This is a genomic window from Methylobacterium sp. J-076 (assembly GCF_022829405.1).
Taxonomy (GTDB): domain Bacteria; phylum Pseudomonadota; class Alphaproteobacteria; order Rhizobiales; family Beijerinckiaceae; genus Methylobacterium.
On the sequence record NZ_JAKSXW010000018.1, the window covers coordinates 1 to 18,152 of the forward strand.

An 18,152-nucleotide genomic window follows, 5' to 3' on the forward strand; every position below is an offset into this window, starting at 1 on the left:
CGCCGCCACGACGAACCCCAAGCCGGGGTTTCGGGCCGCTGCGTGGGCCTTGCCCCAGAGGAAGGGCTGTTCGTCCGCCACCCCCCCGGCGACCCGGGGGGGGTGTGCCCGCCGCTTGTCATCACCCCGGACGGGATCGACACGCGGTTTCACCGGGTCACTCGGGGGCCCCGCCCGGCGCGGGGCTGGGTCCGGGCCGGGGGGCGGGGGGGGGGGGGGGGGGGGGGACGCCTTCCCCCTTTTCCCCCCCCCCCCTGGGAAGCAGGGGGGGGGGGGAGAGGGGAGCGCGGCGTCCGGAATAGGCGCAGCGTGGGTGCTTCGTTCTGCACCGTCGCTCCCCTCTCCCGACCCCCTCCGGGGGCCACCCTCCCCCGCAGAGGGGGGAGGGAGAGGCGGAAGCGTCCGCCTACGCCTTGTGCACCACCGGCACCGCCGGGGCGCCTTCCCACTCGGTGTTCGCGGGGATCGACTCGCCCTTCATCACGATGGTGAGCGGGCGCAAGCGGGCGTAATCCCCCACCTTCGTGTCGTACAGGACCGTCGAGAACGCCCCCACCGAGACGCCGCGCCCGACCACCACCCGGCCGATCTTCATGATCCGGTCCTCGTAGAGGTGGGTCTGCAGCGCGGAGACGCGGTTGATCGTGCAGAAGTCGCCGATCTCCACGCAGTCGAACTCGGTGATGTCGGTGGTCAGCATGCACACGCCCTGCCCGACCTTCACGCCGAACAGCCGGAGCGCCCAGGGCAGGAACGGCGTGCCCTGGAGATGCTCCAGCAGCACCTTGCCGGCGAGGCCCCAGTAGGCGACCGCGATGGCCTCGGTGCGCATCGCCCACCACGACCACATCGGCTGCATGCCCGGGCGGTAGACGCCCATCAGCAGCCACTTCATCGCGATCACCGCCGAGGACTGGATCAGCGCGATCACCACGCTCACCGTGATGAAGCTGACCGCAAGCCCCGACCAGTCGCGCTCGAGGATCGCCGGATAGAAGTACCAGTCGATCACGGTGATCGCGAGGGTGATGTAGAGCATCGGCGAGAACGAGGTCGAGAACGCCTCGAACACCCCGCGCCGCACCTTCGGCCACAGGCCCGGCTCGTAGGTCTGCGCGGCCGAGCCGAGATCGACCCGCTGCCGGGCCGGCAGACGGATCGGCGGCGAGCCGAACCACGTCTCCCCCGGTGCCATCGCCTCGTTGGCCGGGGGCTTGGATTTGATGCCGATGAGCACGTCGTCGGGGATCACCGCCCCGGGCGGCACCACCGCGTCGTTGCCTACGAAGACCCGCTTGCCGGTCTGCACCGGGTTCAGGTGCATCCAGCCCCGGCGGACCTCCTCTTCGCCGAACACCACCTCGTCGGCGATGAAGTTGCGCGCGCCGACGTCGGCGAGGTCGTAGCGCCCGGCGAGGTTGGTGGAGATTTCCGCCCCCTCGCCCATCCGGGCGCCCATCAGCCGGTACCAGGCCCGCATGTAGACGGTGGCGAAGAGCGAGGCCAACGTCTCCAGCGTCACCTCGACGGCGAGCGCCAGGGACCATTTCCGCAGGTAGAACAGGGAGTGGACCGAATAGGTGCCGTTCCGCGTGCGCGGCAGGATCAGCCAGCGGATGCCGGTGATGAGCAGCACCGTGCCGGCGGTCATCAGCATGGCGGTCGGCCATGTGAGGATCGGCAGGTAGAAGTGGTAGTCGATATCGGTGATGTCGGACAGCGAATCCGAGATCTGGTCGAAGATGAAGAAGGCCGGGAAGATCGGCAGAAGGCCCACGGCCGGGATCGCCGCCAGCAGCACGATGTAGGCCGCCGTGAACGCCGCCCTGCGGCCGGGCGTGGTCTGCGCCTGGGCAGGCAGGTCGCTGGCGTCGGCGGTGCCGACCCGGCGGCCGGGGGAGCCGTCCCACCGCTCGGCGGCGCCGACGCGGGTGCCGGCGGGGATGGTGGTGAGGTCGGCGATCTCGGCCTGCGGCCCGATCACCGTGTCGTGCGAGATGACGCAGGACGTGCCCACGCTGGCGTCGGCGCCGATCTCGACGCGGCCGATCACCAATTCGTTGCCGACGATCTCGGCGTTGGCGATCACCAGACGGCCGCCGAGGGAGGCCCCGTCCCCCACCGTGAGAAGGTCGGGGGCGCCGACCTCGATGTCGGAGATGAGGGTGTCCTTGCCGATGCGCGCGCCCATGAGGCGAAGGTAGCCGGAGATGGCCGGCGAGCCCTGCAGCCACTTCACGTGGACCAGGGGCGCGAGGCGCTGCGCCAGCCACCAGCGGTAATAGTAGACGCCCCAGAGCGGGTAGCGGCCGGGCTTCGTCCGCCCGAGCACCAGCCACTTGCCGGCCACGGCGATGGCCGCCGTGACGGCGTTGATGGCGATGTAGACGAGGAGCAGCACGCCGAGTTCGGCGAAGAAGCTCAGGCCGCCGCCGGTGAGCAGCAGGTAGGTGACGAAGATGCCGAGCCACTGCACCGTGGCGAGCGAAATGAGGATCGGCAGCGCCACCGCCTGGGCCAACCCGCACAGGGCCCGGCGCAGGAGCGGCGGCGGCGCGAAGCTGAGGTCGCGAATTGCGGCGGCGGTGCCCGCCCCACCGGTCCGCTCGATCAGCACGTCGGCCATCGCCCGCAGGGTCCGCTTGGCGTAGACGTCCGGCAGGGTGATGCCCACGAGCGCCGGGGTCTCGCGCACGGCCGAGACGAAGCGGGCGGCGAGCAGGGAGTGCCCGCCGAGGTCGGCGAAGAAGTCCCCCTCCAGGGGGATCGGCTGCGCACCGAAGACCTGCTTGGCCGCAGCGAGCAGCGCCGCCTCGGTCTCGTTCTCCGGCGGCTCCTGCTCCCCGTCGGCGGAGACCACGGTGAGCGGGGCGATCTTGAGGGCCTTGCGGTCCACCTTGCCGGAGGTCAGCCGCGGCAGGGTCTCGGTCACCTCGAAATGGCCGGGCACCATGTAGGGCGGCATCTCCGCCGCCAGCCGCTTGCGCAGGGACGGCGTATCGACCGCCTGCCCGCGGGCGGGGATGAGGAAGGCGACGAGGCGGTCGACGCCGTCGTCGGAGCGCAGCACCACCGCCGCCTGATTGATCTCCGGCACCGCCCGGATGCGCGATTCGATCTCGCCCAGCTCCACCCGGAAGCCGCGGATCTTGACCTGGTCGTCGATCCGCCCGTGGAACACGATGTTGCCGGCGGCGTCGAGGGAGACGGCATCGCCAGAGCGGTACAGGATCGGGTCCGACCCGTCCGAGGCGAAGGGGTTGGGGATGAACTTCTCGGCCGTCAGCTCGGGGCGCTGGAGATAGCCCTTGGCGACGCCCGGGCCACCGATCAGCAGCTCGCCCTGCTCCCCCCGGCCCAGGAGGCGCAGCTCCTCGCTCGCCACGTAGACCGAGTAGTTCGGGATCGGCCCGCCGATGGTCACGGGCTGGCCGGGGCGCATCTCGGCGGCGGTGGCCACCACGGTGGCCTCGGTGGGGCCGTAGGTGTTGAACAGTTTCCGCGCGGGGGTCGCCCATTTGGCGACCAGCGGCTCGGGCAGCGCCTCGCCGCCGAGCAGCACGAGGCGCACCTGCGGCAGGTCGCCGGTGATCATGGCGAGCAGGGTCGGCACCGTGTCGAGGACGGTGATGCCGTTGGCGGCGATGATGCCGGGCAGCGCCTCCACGTCGCCCATCATCGCGGGGCTCGCCACGTACAGGCTCGCGCCGACGAGGTAGGGAACCCAGATCTCCTCCATCGAGAGGTCGAAGGCGACGGAGGCCCCCTGGAACACCACGTCGTCCGGGCGCATCCCGTAGAGGGCGTTCCCGGCGCGCAGGAACTGGCAGATGTTGGCGTGGCTGATGACGATGCCTTTGGGCACGCCCGTCGAGCCGGAGGTGTAGATCAGGTAGGCGGGGTGGCCGGGGGTGAGGCCCTTCGCCCGGGCGTCGGGGACGGGCGCCTCGGCGGGGGTGTCCGCGTGCAGGCGCGCGGGCGTAAGGGCGGGCGTGCCCGCGGGCGCCTGCGCCTCCAGGGCCGGCGACACGAGGAGCGCCTTCGCGGCGGCGTCGCCGAGGCAGATGCCGACCCGGTCGGCGGGCGCCTCCGCATCGAAGGGCAGCCACGCGGCGCCCGAAAGGGTGATCCCGATCTGCGCGACGAGGAGGTCCGGCCCCCGGGCCATCCACAGGCCGACGACGTCCCCCGGCCCGATGCCCCGGTGGGCGAGCCCGGCGGCGATCCGCTCGGCCCTGGCGATCACTTCAGCGTAAGTCAGGTGCGGGTGCAGGCCACCCGCCACGAGGCTCGCGCCGTCGATCAGGCAAGGATGGTCGGGCCGCGCCTGCGCGGAGGCCCGGAAGATTTCCCCGAGCACCTCGTCCCGGAGCAGGTCCGGCCGCCTGTCGCCGTAGAGGACCGCCCCGTCTTCCGCCGGCCGCGTGCCCGGTGCCGCCGATGCGGGCCGGGACTTCTCGGCGAGGTCGCTCATGCGCTGCTCCGGTGCCGGCTTCCTGCCGACGCTCATGTCACGGCGCCCTATAGCCCGCCGACCATGCCGTTAGCGAGGCGGCTTTGAACCGACATTGAACGGTCGGTGACCGCCGCCGCCGGTCAGGCCCAGCGCCACCCCTGCCCGTCCACCACGAGCACCTCGCCCTGGCGGATGCCGAGCCGGGGTGCGGCGTAGGTGTCGAGCTGTTCCAGGGCGACCAGCATGGCGCGGGCGACGCCCCCGTGCGCGACAACCACCGTGACCGGCCCGAGTTCGGCGAAAACCGGCGCGACGCGCTCCTTCAGCATGGCGTAGCTCTCGCCCCCCTGCCCCGGCGGCCTGTGCTGCCAACGCATCCGGTCCCGCTGGCCGGCGCCGGCCGGGTCCCGGCGGCGCACCTCCGCCCAGGTGGCGCCCTCCCACCCGCCGAAGCCGATCTCCCGCAGGCGCGGGTCGATGCGGTAATCCCCCGGCGGGAGGCCGAGGTTCGCGCGCATGATCTCCATCGTCCGCCGGGTGCGCAGCAGCGGGCTCGCCACGAACTCGGCCTGCGCCAGGGCGGGCCCCGCCACGGCCGCGAGCCGCGGCGCCACGGACGCCGCCTGCTCCTCGCCCACGGCGTTGAGGTCGATGTCGTGCGCGCCCTGAAGGCGCCCCTCCGCATTCCAGCCCGTCTGGCCGTGGCGGATAAAATAGATGGTCCGCAAACCACACGTTCCTTACCGGGAAGGCGGCCATGGGAACGGGCCGGAATCCCGGTCGTTCCGAAGCCGCACAGCAACGCCCCCCACAGGCCTCACCGGATGTCCAAGAAGCACGGCAAGCACAAGAGCGGCCAACCCGTTACCGCGTGGCAAGTAACAGACCGGGGCGATCTCTCCCACGGGCAAATGCAACCGCCGTCGACATCCCTGTGGGCGAGCGCCGCGGGGCTGATCCAGGGGTCGCGCCCCGCCGCCCCGGCCGGGCGGGAGCCCTCTCCGGCGGTGCCCGCGCCCGGCATCGTACGGGTTCCGGCCGGTGCGAGCTTCGACCTCTCGGCGGTGGACACGCGGGAGGATGGCGGCCTCGACAGGGCCTGGGCCGAGGACGCCCTGCGGCAGGAACGCGCCCGCATCAGCGACCTCCAGGAGCGCCTCTACGCCGAGCGCCGCCGCAGCCTGCTCCTCGTCTTCCAGGCCATCGACACCGGGGGCAAGGACGGCACCATCCGCGCGGTGCTGAAGGGTGTGAACCCGCAGGGCTGCACCGTGGCGTCGTTCAAGGTGCCCTCGGCGGAGGAGATGGACCACGATTTCCTGTGGCGCTACCACCGCCGGGCCCCCGGCCGCGGCATGGTCGGCGTGTTCAACCGCAGCCATTACGAGGACGTGCTCGTGGTGCGGGTGAAAGGCCTCGTGCCGGAGGAGGTGTGGCGCGGGCGCTACGGCCTGATCAACGATTTCGAGCGGCTGCTCACGTCGAACGGCACGACGATCCTGAAGTTCTTCCTGCACATCTCCCGCGACGAGCAGAAGGAGCGGCTGGAGTCGCGGATCGCCAACCCCGACAAGCACTGGAAGTTCGACCCGGCCGACCTTGTGGAGCGCAAGGCGTGGGATTCGTACCAGGCGGCGTTCGCGGACGCCCTCGGCCAGTGCTCCACGCCCTCCGCGCCATGGCTCGTCGTGCCCGCCGACCGGAAGTGGTTCCGCAACTACGTGGTGGCCCGGACCGTCGCCGACACGTTGGAGGCGATGGATCCGCGCTATCCCGAGGGAGCCGAGGACATCGGCGGCCTGACGGTGCCGGACTGACCGCCCGGCGCCGTCCGCACGCGGACGGCCTCAGTCCACCAGGGCCGCGTAAATGAGCACCCGCAGCTCCTTCCGGATCGGCAGGGCCGAGGACGGGACGAGCTGCGTCATCAGCACGACGGCCAGCTCCTCGGCCGGGTCGATCCAGAACGCGGTGGACGCCATGCCACCCCAGGCCACCTCCCCCGGCGTGCCGACGATTTGCGCCTTGGCCGGGTCCAACATCACCGAGAAGCCGAGGCCGAAGCCGATCCCGGCATAGGAGGTCTCGGCGAAGCGCGGCGTCCCGATGGAGGCGAGGTCGCCCGGCAGGTGGTTCGCCGTCATCAGCGCCACCGTCTTGCGGCCGAGGAGGCGCCGCCCGTCGATCTCGCCGCCGTTGAGGATCATGCGGCAGAACCGGTGGTAGTCGGAGGCCGTCGAGACGAGCCCGCCCCCGCCGGAGGGGATGGCCGGGGGCGCCCCGAAGCTCGTCTCCACCGCGCCGTCGAAGGGGTGCAGCACCCGCGCCCGGTCGTAGGCGTAGCAGGCGCAGAACCGGTCCCTCCATTCGGGATGGACGTGGAAGTCGGTGTCCACCATGCCGAGCGGTGCGATCACCTCGTCGCGGAGGTAGTCGGCGAAGGGGCGGCCGGAGACCACCGCCACGAAATGGCCGAGCACGTCGGTGGCGACGCTGTAGTTCCAGGCGGTGCCGGGCTGGGCCAGCAGCGGCGCCGAGGCCGCCCGTGCCGTCATCTCGGCCAGCGTCCCCTCGCGGGCGAGGAAGTCGATTCCCTTCTCCCGGTAGACGGCGTCCACCAGCGTCGCCTCCATGAAGCCGTAGGTGAGACCCGCCGTGTGGGTGAGCAGGTCGCGCACGGTGATCGGCCTCTTGGCCGGCTCGGTCTCCAGCTTCGCCCGGTTGCCGCCGACGGCGACGCGCATCTCCGCGAATTCCGGCAGGAACCGCGAGACCGGGTCGTCGAGCTGGAACAACCCCTGCTCGTAGAGCTGCATCACCGCGACGGAGGTCAGCGGCTTGGTCATCGAATAGATGCGGGCCACCGTATCGAGGGTGAAGGGCGTGCCGCGGGAAAGGTCCGCTTGGCCGCAGGCGCGGGCGAAGACGGTCCTGCCGCGGCGCTGCATCGTGACGGACAGGCCGGCGAGGCGCCCGTCCGCGACGAGGCGGTCCATCCAGGGGGCGATCCGCCCGAGGCGCTGCGGGCAGACGCCCGCTCCCTTCAGGTCCGGTTCGGTGGTCAGGCCCATCCGTCTCTCCCTCCGCCCATGGCTTTCGAACGCCGTGCCGTGGCGACGGTTCTAGCGGGCTTCGAGCAGGGCGAGATAGGCCACCCGCCGCGACGGCGACGGCGAGACACGTCGCCCGTCGAGGGCCGCCCCCGTCGAGCGCGGGACCACCCCGGCCTCCGGGCGTGAAGACGGGATCGAACCGAATCGGGCGGGCACTCGTTGCGAACAGCGACTCGGAGCGGCGACTCATCGCCGATCACGATTCGTTGGGAACGAAAGGGCCTGCTGGATGGCGACCAAGGTGGAAGGGGTGGCCGGCATGCCCGAGCGCGCCGAGATCGGCAGCGTGGTGGATACCGACATCGCGGGCCGGCTCGATCGGCTCCCATGGGGCCGCTTCCATGTCCTCGTCATCGTGGCGCTCGGCATCACCTGGGTGCTCGACGGGCTCGAAGTGACCCTGGCGGGCTCCCTGGTCGGCGCCCTGCGCCAGCCGCCGATGGCGTTCTCAGAGTTCGACGTGGGGCTCGCCGCCTCGTCCTACCTCGTCGGGGCGGTGGTGGGCGCGGTGGGGTTCGGCTGGCTGACGGACCGGATCGGCCGGAAGAAGCTCTTCTTCATCACCCTCGCCCTCTACCTCGTGGCGACGGCGGCCACCGGCCTGTCGTGGAACGTGACGAGCTTCTGCCTCTTCCGCTTCTTCACCGGGGCCGGCATCGGCGGGGAATACACGGCGATCAACTCGACGATCCAGGAACTCGTCCCGGCAAGTGCCCGGGGCTGGACGAACCTCGTCATCAACGGATCCTTCTGGATCGGCGCGGCGCTCGGGTCCTTCATGTCGATCGTGCTGCTGCGGCCGGAGGTGATCGACCCCGCCTGGGGCTGGCGGGTCGCCTTCCTGACCGGCGGCGCCATCGGCCTCGTCATCCTGTTCCTGCGGCGGTGGATCCCTGAGAGCCCGCGCTGGCTGGCAACCCACGGCTACACGGCCGAGGCCGACCGGGTGGTCACCTCCATCGAGAAGCGGTTCACCGATGCCGGGGTGACGCTGCCGCCCCCGGACCCGAAGAAGCACACCAAGATCCGCGTCCGCCACCACACCCCCCTCACGGAGGTCGCCAAGGCGATGTTCGTGACCAGCCGCAAGCAGACCGTGGTGGGGCTGTTCCTGATGATGGGGCAGGCGTTCTTCTACAACGCCCTGTTCTTCACCTACGCCCTGGTGCTCGAGCGCTTCTACGACGTTCCCGGCGGTCAGGTCGGCTGGTACCTGCTGCCCTTCGCCCTCGGCTCGTTCCTCGGCCCCGTGGTGCTCGGCCGGCTGTTCGATACGATCGGCCGGCGGCCGATGATCGCCTTCACCTACGGCATCTCGGCCATCATGCTGGTGGGCGCGGGCTACCTGTTCCTCATCGACGCGTTCGGCCCGGTCGGGCAGACGGCGGTGTGGATGGCGGTGTTCTTCTTCGCCAGCGCGGCGGCCTCCTCGGCCTATCTCACGGTGGCGGAAACCTTCCCCCTCGAGATCCGAGCCCTGGCCATCGCCGCGTTCTACGCCATCGGCACGGGCGTCGGCGGCGTCTCGGGGCCGCTGCTGTTCGGCACCCTCGTGGAGAGCGGATCGCGGGAATACGTGTTCGCCGGCTACCTGCTCGGCGCGGCCCTTATGGCCGTGGCCGCCGTGGTCGGCGGCGTCTGGGGGACCGCGGCGGAAGGACGGTCCCTGGAGGACGTCTCGAAGCCGTTGGGTGCGGCCTAACGAGGGGCTCGAAGCCCCCCGATGGGCCGGCCACCGTCAGCGGTTGGCGACATCGACCCGCGCCACGGCGGCGGAGACCTGGCGGAGCGGCAGGACGGCCGCGACGGGCTGGGGCGTGACCGTCAGCTCGCTGGCCGGGTGCGCGGCGCCGATGGCGCGGGCGTGCTCACGGCTGATCGGCGGGGTGACGTGGATCCGGTCGTCGGCCTGGGCGATGCCGGCCATGAAGGTCGCCGCGGCAAAGGCGGACGACGCGAGAGCGATGATCGTGCGCATTGTGTGCTCCGATGCGACGCCGGGATATCCCGGCCCGCATAAGAAACCACAGAATTGGTGCGTTGCGATTTGAAAATTTCGCAATGCAACAAAACGCGTATGGCCCCGCTCGCCAGCGGTATCCTGCGCGTTCCTGAGACAAAACCGCCGATCTGCAACACATTATGACATGCACCAGCTGCATACCGCGCGCTGTATGCAGCTGCATTCATGTCATTCGCGATGGTTTGGGTCAGGCCGGCCGGCGCCAGACCTGTCCGTGATAGACGAATTTCCCCCCTTCGCTGGCGAGCGCGGCCAGCCCGTTGAAGGCGGGATCGTGGACGGTGATCACGCTCGTCGGGATGCCCCGCATCATCGTGGCGAAGGGCGCCTTCCTCTCGAACGCCTTGCGGAATCCGCTCTCCTCCAGAACCTTCACGATGCGCGGTGCGATGCCGCCGCCGATATAGACGCCGCTGGTCGCCAGGAAGGTCAGGGCGAGGTCGCCGCAGACCCGACCGAGGATCCGCGAGAACAGCGCGAGGGCCTCCGCCGCGTGCGGATCGGAGGCGTTCAGCCCCGCCTCGGTGACGGCGGCGGGCTCGATCTTGTCGTGCGAGCGCCCGGTCCGGACATGGGCGACCGCCGCGTGCAAGCGGGCGAGGCCCGGACCCGACAGGACGGTCTCCACGGTGATCCGGTCCTCGACGCGCTCCAGGGCGCGCCAGACCTTTTCCTCGAATTCGTCGGAGGGGCCGATATCGGTGTGCCCGGCCTCCGTCGAGACGATGGCGAGGTGGGCGGCATAGGGCACGAGGGCGGCCGCGCCGAACCCCGTACCGGGGCCCAGCACGACGCGGGCGCCCCCGGAGACCGCCGGGCAATGGCCGATCGGTGTGAGGGAGTGCGGCTCGATCTCCGCCGCGCCGGCCGCGACGGGGACGTAGTCGTTCACGATCACCGTCGAGGACAGGCCGAAATCCCCGGCGATGCGCTCGCCGGAGACCTTCCAGTGGGCGTTGGTGAGCTGGATCTCCGGCCCATCCACCCGGCCGGCGATGGCCAGGATCATCGAGCGCGGGGGGGGCAACCGCTCTCCGCCCTCGGCCAAGGACGTGCGGATCGCGTGCGACGGGTCGGCATGGTCCGCGGTCGCCTCGTGGGAGAGCGGCTGTGGCGTGCCCCCCCTCTCCGTCACGAGGCCGAAGCGGGCATTGGTGCCGCCGATATCGCCGATCAGGACGGGAAATTCGAACATCGGCACTGATCTCCCAGCCGAGCCCCAGAAGCGGTCGTCCGCCTGTGTGGCAGGTGACGCAAGCCGCGTGAAGGGCGGGACGCCACCCCAACCGCCTCCCTCCCCACAAGCGGGAAGGGACCCACACGACGCCGTGGAAACACCCCGGACCGGGCTGCCCGTCACGCCGGCGGCAGCGCGTCCGGGTCGATGGGCCCGCCCGCGGCCCAGGCGGCGAGCAGTGCCCGCACGGCCGCCGGATCCGGCAGGCGGCGGGCGGCGGCGGTCTCCCCGTCGCCGACCCGGATCGCCACGCCGCCATCATCCGAAACGCTCGCGAAGGCGATCTCGTCCGTCTTGTCGTCGCCCAGGAACACCGCCCGGCGGCCGGCATAGGGCGGCTCGGCCATGAACGCGCGGATCGCCACGGCCTTCGTCGCCTGGGCGGGCACGATCTCCCCCACCGCCTTGCCGAGCTGCAGCCGGTAGGCGCCGCCCAGGGCCTCGGCCGCCTGCCGCACGAGCGCTTCGGCCCTCTGCGCGTCGTCCCCGCTCGCCAGCCGCCAGTGGACGGCGACGGAGGCGCCCTTGTCCTCGATCAGCACATGATCCAGCGCCGCGGCCTGCGCCTGCAACCGCTCAACCTGGACCCGCAGGTCGGGGTGATCCTCGGGCCGCCCCCCCGACACCGCCTCCCCATCCCGGCGGCGCTCGACGCCGTGCAACCCCGCCGCGTCGAACCGGGCGGGCGTCAGGAACCCGTCGATCTGCGCGATCGGCCGCCCGCTGACGATGGCCAGGGCGCCGCCGAGGCGTTCCCGCAGGCGTTCCAGATCAGCGACCAGCCCCGGTTCGACCCGCACCGCATCGGGCCGCGGCGCGATCTCCACCAGGGTCCCGTCGAAGTCGAGGAAGAGGGCGCATTCCATCGTAGCGGTCCTGACGGCGTGTCCAAGAAGCTCGACGCTGAGCTAGCGCAGAGGCGGCTGCACGCAACCGGAAGCTCGGTCGAGCCGGCGATCCACTCAATCCACAGCAATCCACCGCCCCAGGATACGCCATGGTAACGAGACCGGCCGAACCTGCCGTCATTCCCTCGCCGGACAGCGGACATGATGACGAGCCAGCAACTTGCCGAGGAACTGAAGCGGATCGCGACCGCCCAGGTCAGCGACATCACGCGGGCGGTGAAGGAAGGGCAGAAATCCATCGCCCTCAACGAGGTGCGCGACATGGCGCGCCGCATCGGCCTGCTGGCCGATGCCTTCGATCCGAAATCGGCCACCGAACCCAGCCAGGGTGTCGAGGCCGCCTGATCCGGCTCCACCCCTTCCCTCGCAAGAAAGCCTCGCCCACCCATGCGTGCCTTCTTCAACATCCTCGTCAACGGTACGGTCGTCCCGGACCAGGTCGGCCAGGAGATCGTCGACGCGGAAGGCTTGCGCGCCGCCGCCTCGACGGTGGTCCGCGCGCTGATCCAGCGCCATGGCGGCGAGGCTCAGCTCCTCGACGCCTCGCTCCTCGTGACCGACGTCGCCGGGGCCAGCCTGATGGAGATCTCCTTCTTCGAGGCGCTGTACCTGCCGGTCACCCCCGTGGCCGATTCCGACCGCCGCAAGCCCGCCGCCCGCCCGGAGCGGCCCTCGGCGTTCCTCGATGCCGCCCTGCGGCCGATGCGGCGCTTCGCGGGCGCGGTGAGCGCCCGGGTCCAGGCCTTCGGGCAGGTCTGAGGAGCCCTCAGCCGAACAGGTCGGTGACGGTGAAGCCGCGCGGCGCGAGCCGCTCGGCCAGCAGGCGGCGGTGGCACCGCGCCGGGTCCCGCTCGAAGCAGAGCAGGCAGGTGGGCGCCTTCTCCGCCAGGGCGACGAGGTCGTCGAGGGCGGCGATTCCCGCCGCGGTCTCCAGCACCTCCTCGCAATAGATCCTGCGCAGGAGCGCCGCATCGTCGGCGCGGGCGGCCTCTCGACCGGATTTCGGCGTGCCCAGTGCCCGCAGGTGGGCGTAGCCCAATGCGGCCTCGTCCAGCCCGGCCTTCAGCGCGCCCTTCGAGAAGCCGCGCTTGCGCGAGTTGGCGACGGCCCGGACATCGGCCAGGACGGCGACGCCGGCTGACCGGAGGGCCCCCGTGAGGCGCTCCGGATCGAGCCCTTCGTAGCCGATGGTAAACAGTGTCTTGCTCACGTCAGGCCAATCCGACTTCCCTTGTTGGGCGGGCACTTACGCCGCGCGACCGGCGCCTCCAACCCCTCCCGAAGGTTCCGATGTCGCTGATCGGCCACGCGTCCCGGAATTCCGCCGCATTGATCGCAAAGGTCCGTTAACTGCACAGGGCTCATCGAATAGGCCTGTCTTTGGCGCTTTTCTAAGAAACGGACGGTAGCGCTGATGTCGCCGGATCAAGTATCTGCGTCGTTCTCGGCCGTGGTGCGCATGTCGCGCCGGGTGGTGGCCGTCGCCCTGTTGGCAGGGCTCGCGGCCTGCGCCTCGAACAACGACTTCTACCCGACCAAGGGTGACGCCAAGCCCCATCCGGGCGTGGCGAAGGCCAAGCTCCACCCGATCCAGGGCATCGACATCTCCAAGTGGCAGGGCCCGGTGGATTGGGCCTCCGTCCGGGCGTCCGGCACCCAGTTCGCCTTCATCAAGGCGACCGAGGGCGGCGACCATGTCGATGAGCGGTTCCGGACCAATTGGGACGGCGCGGCGGCGGCCGGCATCCCCCGGGGGGCCTACCACTTCGTGTTCTGGTGCCGCTCCGCCCGCGACCAGATGAACTGGTTCAAGAAGAACGTCCCGAACGATCCTGCCGCCCTCCCCCCGGTGCTCGATGTCGAGTGGAACGGGCATTCGCAGACCTGCCCCCGCAAGCTCCCGAAGGATCAGGCGCTGACGATGGTGCGGGAGATGCTGGAGGAGATGGAGCGCTACACGGGCAAGCGCCCGATCATCTACACCGACATCACCTTCCACAAGGATGTCCTGGAAGGCGAGCTGCCCGACTATCCGCATTGGCTGCGCTCCACCGCGGCGGAACCCGAACAGCGATTCGTGAACCGCAAATGGATGCTGTGGCAGTTCACCTCGACGGGGCGCGTCCCCGGCGTGCGCGGCGACGTCGATCGCAACGCATTCTACGGGACACCGTCGGACTGGGCCTCGTTCCTCTCGACCGACTGCGATCCGAGAGAGCACAAGCGCTTGGCTCCCCAGGGATTTTGTACGGATAAATAGGACCGCTGTCTTCCGCGTGCGAAATTTTGCGTGGCATATGAAATTCCAGCACAGTGCGTCTACGATTGAACAGACGCGGGCGGGGCGATTGGATAGAAACAATAGGAAGATCGACCCCTCCCGCATCGCCCCCTATGCCCCTCGACGCAGCCGCAAGCCTCGACACCAACCTTCTGCTGAAAGCGCTCCGCCCCGCCGACCGGGACCTTTTGCGCCCCCATCTCGAACCGGTCACCTACGCCAAGGGCGCGACCATCTTCGAGGCGGGGGCCGCGGTCACCCACGTGACCTTTCCCTGCGACCACGCGGTCGCCACGCTCCTCATCACCACGAGCGACGGGCGGAGCGCGGAGACGGCGACGATCGGCCATGAGGGGGCCGTCGGCGGCGTGGTGAGCCAGGGGCATGTCCCGGCCTCGACCCATGCCGTCGTCCAGATCGCCGGGCCGATGCTGCGAATCGAGGCCGTGATCCTGCAGGACATCAAGCGGCACTCGCCGACCGTGCGCGACCTCTTCGCCCGCTACTCGGACTGCCTGCTGGCTCAGGTGCTTCAATCCTCGGCCTGCAACGCCCTCCACCCGATCGAGCAGCGCTGTCTGCGCTGGCTCCAGACGCTGCACGACCGGATCGGCTCGCCGGTCCTGCCGATCACCCACGAGCTGCTGGCGGCGATGCTCGGCGTCCAGCGCACCTACCTGACCCGGATCCTGCGGACCCTGCAGGACCAGGGGCTGATCAAGGTCGGGCGTGGGCGGATCACGGTGGTGGACCGGCAGAAGATGGAGGCCGCCGCCTGCGACTGCCACGCCCGCGTGCGCGAGCACTATCGGACCGTGCTCGGCGCGATCTACGGCGAGGGCGGCCTGGAGCGGATCGAGCCCCACGCCGCGCGCTTCACCTGCACCGCTGCGGAGCCCGACGGCACGGCCCGCCCCTGAGCCGGGGCAGTGGCCGGTGAGCGATCAGGCCGCCCGGCGCTCGAGGATCTCGATCAGCGCACCGTCCGGCCCCTCGAGGAAGGCGATGCGCACGCCCGCCCCGCGGTCGGTGATGCCCACGCGGACCTTCACCCCCCGCCCGCTTAGCTCGGCCAGGGCCGCCTCGATATCCTCGACGGCGAGCCCGATATGCTCGACCCCGAGGCACGGCGTCGAGGCCGCGGGATGCACCTCCGCGGCCGCCTGCTCGATGAACACCGTCAGGCCGCCGAGGTCGAGGATGACCCGCTGCACCGGATCTCCGCCGACGCGCCCCGTTTCCCGGGCGCCGAACATGGCGACGTAGAAGGATGCGGCGGCCCCGGCATCGCGGCTGCGCAGGTGGACGTGGTCGCAACGGAACTTCATGGCACCCGGCATCCGTGGAACGTGGCCTCAGTCTAAGGTGAAGCGGCCCCGGCCGCGAGGCGTCCCGCCCCCCCGCGCGGGGATGATTTCGCCGCCGGCCCGGCCTGCGAACGGGGTGCTTGACGGCGGGCACGTTCGCGCAGAGTTTTGCCGGAGTGACCGTTGCAGAGATGCAACAGGCTTCCCACATGAGAAGCGTTCCCGCTTCGCCGAAAGCTTCAGACGACCGATGCGCAACCCCTACGACGTGCTGGGCGTGCCCAAGGCCGCGAGCGAGGCCGACATCAAGAAGGCCTATCGCAAGCTCGCCAAGGAGTTTCACCCCGACCGCAACAAGAACGACGTCAAGGCCAAGGACCGCTTCTCGGAAGTGAACGCGGCCTACGAGATCCTGGGCGAGGCCGACAAGCGCAAGCAGTTCGACCGCGGCGAGATCGACGCCGAGGGCAAGCCGCGCGCGACCGGCTTCGAGGGATTCGGAGGGGGCCGCGGCTTCGATTTCGAGGCGATGAACCGCGCCCGGGGTGGCGGCGGCGCCGGCGGCGGGATGGGCGAGGACATCTTCTCGCACATCTTCGGCGAGGCCTTCCGGGCCGGCGGCGCCGGGCCGGGGGGCGCCCGTCAGCCCGCGCGGGGCGAGGATGTCGCCGCGGAGCTGATCGTCACCCTGGAGCAGGTCGGGGGCGAAGAGAAGCTGCGCCTCAACCTGCCGGGCGGGCGCGAGGTCGACGTGATGATCCCGAGGGGGGTGGTGGATGGGCAGACCATCCGCCTGCGCGGCCTCGGCCATCCCGGCGGCCCCCGCTCGGAGCCGGGTGACGCCCTCCTCACCATCCGCATCCAGGCCCATCCGCGCTTCACGGTCGAAGGGGCGGACCTCCGCGTCGCCGTCGATGTCCCGCTGGACGATGCCATCCTCGGTGGCACGATCCGCGTGCCGACGCTGACCGGCGCCGTGGAGATGAAGATGCCGCCGATGACGAGCTCGGGCCGCACCTTCCGCATGCGCGGCAAGGGGTTGCCGAAGAAGGACGGATCCCGGGGGGACCTCCTGGCCACCACCGCCCTCATGCTGCCGGCGGGGGACGACGAGGCTTTGGCCGAGTTCGCCCGCGCCCGCCGGGCCGCCCGGGTCGGCTGAGGCGGCCCACGCGGCGATCATTCCGGCCTGCATCGCGCGGGCCGGACTTCCGTCCTTGTCGCGCCTCCGCTAAGGGAACCCCCGGCGCTACCGGCGCCGAGTTATTCCGGGAAGCGTCATGGCGGCACACGGGCACGGGATTCTGGCGGGGAAACGGGGGGTGATCCTGGGGGTCGCCAACAACCGCTCGATCGCCTGGGGCATCGCCCGGAGCGCCCGCGCCCATGGGGCCGAGCTGGCCTTCACCTACCAGGGCGATGCGCTGCGCAAGCGCGTGGAGCCCCTGGCCAAGGAGTTGGACGCCCAGGTCATCGGCCATTGCGACGTCACCGATGCGGCGACCATCGACGCCGTGTTCGCCGAGGCGAGCCGCCTCTTCCCCGAGGGGATCGATTTCGTCGTCCACTGCATCGCCTTCTCCGACAAGGACGAGCTGACGGGCCGTTATCTCGAGACCTCGGAGGAGAACTTCACCAAGTCGCTCCTGATCTCCTGCTACTCGTTCACCGCCATCGCCCAGCGGGCCGAGAAGATCCTGCGGCCCGGCGGCTCGCTGGTGACGCTGACCTATTACGGCGCCGAGAAGTGGATGCCCCACTACAACGTGATGGGCGTGGCGAAGGCGGCCCTCGAAGCCTCGGTGCGCTACCTCGCCGCCGACCTCGGGCCGAAGAACATCCGCGTCAACGCGATCTCGGCGGGGCCGATCAAGACGCTCGCCGCCTCGGGCATCGGCGACTTCCGCTACATACTGAAGTGGAACGAGTACAACGCGCCCCTGCGCCGGACGGTGACGATCGGCGAAGTCGGCGAGACCGCCGCCTACCTCGTCTCGGACATGGCCGCGGGCATGACCGGCGAGATCCTGCACGTGGATGCGGGCTACCACGTCGTCGGCATGAAGAACCCCGAAGCGCCCGACCTCAGCCTCGACCGGGACTAGACCCCCGCGGGGTGTTCCCCGCGGGGCTCCCGCAGCCGACGCCGCCATCGCCAGGGCCGTGATGTGCTCCAGGCTTGTGGGCTACGGGACGGCGGGCCGCTGGCGGACGTGGCGCTGCTGGATTGCTTCACTCCGTTCGCAATGACGGCGGAGCATCCTAGCGGCCCACCTCCGTCATCGCGAGCGCAGCGAAGCGACCCAGGGCGGCGGGCCGCTTGCGAGTGTGGCGGTGCTGGATTCTTCACTCCGTTCGCAATGACGGCGGAGAGTCCGAGCGGCCCATCCCGTCATCGCGAGCGCAGCGAAGCGACCCAGGGCGGCGGGCCGCTGGCGGACGTAGCGCTACTGGATTGCTTCACTCCGTTCGCAATGACGGCGGAGCGTCCGAGCGGCCCACCCCGTCATCGCGAGCGCAGCGAAGCGACCCAGGGCGGCGGGCCGCTGGCGAATGTAGCGCTGCTGGAGTGCTTCACTCCGTTCGCAATGATGGCTGAGCATCCGAGCGGCCCACCCCCGTTATCGCGAGCGCAGCGAAGCGACCCAGGGCAGCGGGCCGCTGGCGAATGTAGCGCTGCTGGAGTGCTTCACTCCGTTCGCAATGACGGCGGAGAGTCCGAGCGGCCCATCCCGTCATCGCGAGCGCAGCGAAGCGACCCAGGGCGGCGGGCCGCTGGCGGACGTAGCGCTACTGGATTGCTTCACTCCGTTCGCAATGACGGCGG

General features: G+C 70.5%; 16 protein-coding genes. 8 read left to right on the plus strand and 8 right to left on the minus strand.

The features are described 5' to 3' along the window. Positions 1-406: 406 nt before the first annotated feature. Positions 407-4,474, minus strand: coding sequence for a Pls/PosA family non-ribosomal peptide synthetase (locus MKK53_RS00790; RefSeq protein WP_243925916.1), 4,068 nt, complete (start codon positions 4,472-4,474; stop codon positions 407-409). A gap of 122 nt (positions 4,475-4,596) precedes the next feature. After that, on the minus strand, positions 4,597-5,184 hold the full coding sequence (locus MKK53_RS00795; protein ID WP_243925918.1) for a histidine phosphatase family protein: 588 nt from the start codon (positions 5,182-5,184) through the stop codon (positions 4,597-4,599). A gap of 96 nt (positions 5,185-5,280) precedes the next feature. Between MKK53_RS00795 and MKK53_RS00800 the strand changes: the two genes are divergently transcribed. Next, the gene (locus MKK53_RS00800; protein WP_243925920.1) at positions 5,281-6,273 is read left to right on the plus strand and encodes a polyphosphate kinase 2 family protein; all 993 of its coding nucleotides are present in this window, start codon (positions 5,281-5,283) and stop codon (positions 6,271-6,273) included. Between the two features lie 30 nt (positions 6,274-6,303). On the opposite strand, the gene MKK53_RS00805 is transcribed toward MKK53_RS00800, so the two are convergent. Further along, positions 6,304-7,527 carry a serine hydrolase domain-containing protein gene (locus MKK53_RS00805; RefSeq protein WP_243925922.1) on the minus strand — a complete coding sequence of 408 codons (1,224 nt, stop codon included), beginning with the start codon at positions 7,525-7,527 and terminating at the stop codon, positions 6,304-6,306. 271 nt (positions 7,528-7,798) lie between these two features. On the opposite strand from MKK53_RS00805, the gene MKK53_RS00810 reads away from it, so the two are divergent. After that, a complete protein-coding gene (locus tag MKK53_RS00810) occupies positions 7,799-9,271 on the plus strand; it encodes an MFS transporter (protein WP_243925924.1) in 1,473 nt (490 codons plus the stop codon). Positions 9,272-9,307: 36 nt separating this feature from the next. Here MKK53_RS00810 and MKK53_RS00815 read toward each other — a convergent pair whose 3' ends face one another. The 3 genes from MKK53_RS00815 to otsB all read right to left on the minus strand — a co-directional run bounded on the left by MKK53_RS00815 (position 9,308) and on the right by otsB (position 11,695). Continuing rightward, the gene (locus MKK53_RS00815) at positions 9,308-9,547 is read right to left on the minus strand and encodes a hypothetical protein (RefSeq protein ID WP_243925926.1); all 240 of its coding nucleotides are present in this window, start codon (positions 9,545-9,547) and stop codon (positions 9,308-9,310) included. Positions 9,548-9,779: 232 nt separating this feature from the next. Beyond that, a complete protein-coding gene (locus MKK53_RS00820; protein ID WP_243925928.1) occupies positions 9,780-10,787 on the minus strand; it encodes a glucokinase in 1,008 nt (335 codons plus the stop codon). Between the two features lie 161 nt (positions 10,788-10,948). Beyond that, entirely contained in the window at positions 10,949-11,695 is a 747-nt protein-coding gene (otsB, locus tag MKK53_RS00825) for a trehalose-phosphatase (RefSeq protein WP_243925931.1), read from the minus strand. A 183-nt stretch (positions 11,696-11,878) separates the two neighbouring features. On the opposite strand from otsB, the gene MKK53_RS00830 reads away from it, so the two are divergent. Together MKK53_RS00830 and MKK53_RS00835 are read left to right on the plus strand one after the other, a co-directional pair. Beyond that, positions 11,879-12,082: a hypothetical protein gene (locus tag MKK53_RS00830; RefSeq protein WP_409564249.1), complete on the plus strand. Its 204-nt coding sequence runs from the start codon at positions 11,879-11,881 to the stop codon at positions 12,080-12,082. A gap of 42 nt (positions 12,083-12,124) precedes the next feature. Further along, the gene (locus MKK53_RS00835) at positions 12,125-12,496 is read left to right on the plus strand and encodes a DUF6894 family protein (protein WP_243925933.1); all 372 of its coding nucleotides are present in this window, start codon (positions 12,125-12,127) and stop codon (positions 12,494-12,496) included. A gap of 7 nt (positions 12,497-12,503) precedes the next feature. On the opposite strand, the gene MKK53_RS00840 is transcribed toward MKK53_RS00835, so the two are convergent. Continuing rightward, the gene (locus tag MKK53_RS00840) at positions 12,504-12,947 is read right to left on the minus strand and encodes a DUF488 family protein (RefSeq protein ID WP_243925936.1); all 444 of its coding nucleotides are present in this window, start codon (positions 12,945-12,947) and stop codon (positions 12,504-12,506) included. Positions 12,948-13,196: 249 nt separating this feature from the next. Between MKK53_RS00840 and MKK53_RS00845 the strand changes: the two genes are divergently transcribed. Both MKK53_RS00845 and MKK53_RS00850 read left to right on the plus strand, forming a co-directional pair. Beyond that, complete coding sequence (locus MKK53_RS00845; RefSeq protein WP_409564250.1) at positions 13,197-13,997, plus strand: GH25 family lysozyme; 801 nt, start codon at positions 13,197-13,199, stop codon at positions 13,995-13,997. A 134-nt stretch (positions 13,998-14,131) separates the two neighbouring features. After that, positions 14,132-14,938, plus strand: a complete 807-nt coding sequence (locus MKK53_RS00850) for a Crp/Fnr family transcriptional regulator (RefSeq protein WP_243925940.1) — start codon at positions 14,132-14,134, stop codon at positions 14,936-14,938. A 24-nt stretch (positions 14,939-14,962) separates the two neighbouring features. On the opposite strand, the gene MKK53_RS00855 is transcribed toward MKK53_RS00850, so the two are convergent. Further along, a complete protein-coding gene (locus tag MKK53_RS00855) occupies positions 14,963-15,346 on the minus strand; it encodes a VOC family protein (RefSeq protein ID WP_243925941.1) in 384 nt (127 codons plus the stop codon). Positions 15,347-15,575: 229 nt separating this feature from the next. Here MKK53_RS00855 and MKK53_RS00860 point away from each other — a divergent pair, with 229 nt between their 5' ends. Continuing rightward, on the plus strand, positions 15,576-16,487 hold the full coding sequence (locus MKK53_RS00860; RefSeq protein WP_243925943.1) for a DnaJ C-terminal domain-containing protein: 912 nt from the start codon (positions 15,576-15,578) through the stop codon (positions 16,485-16,487). 118 nt (positions 16,488-16,605) lie between these two features. After that, a complete protein-coding gene (gene fabI / locus MKK53_RS00865; protein WP_243925945.1) occupies positions 16,606-17,430 on the plus strand; it encodes an enoyl-ACP reductase FabI in 825 nt (274 codons plus the stop codon). Positions 17,431-18,152: the final 722 nt, after the last annotated feature.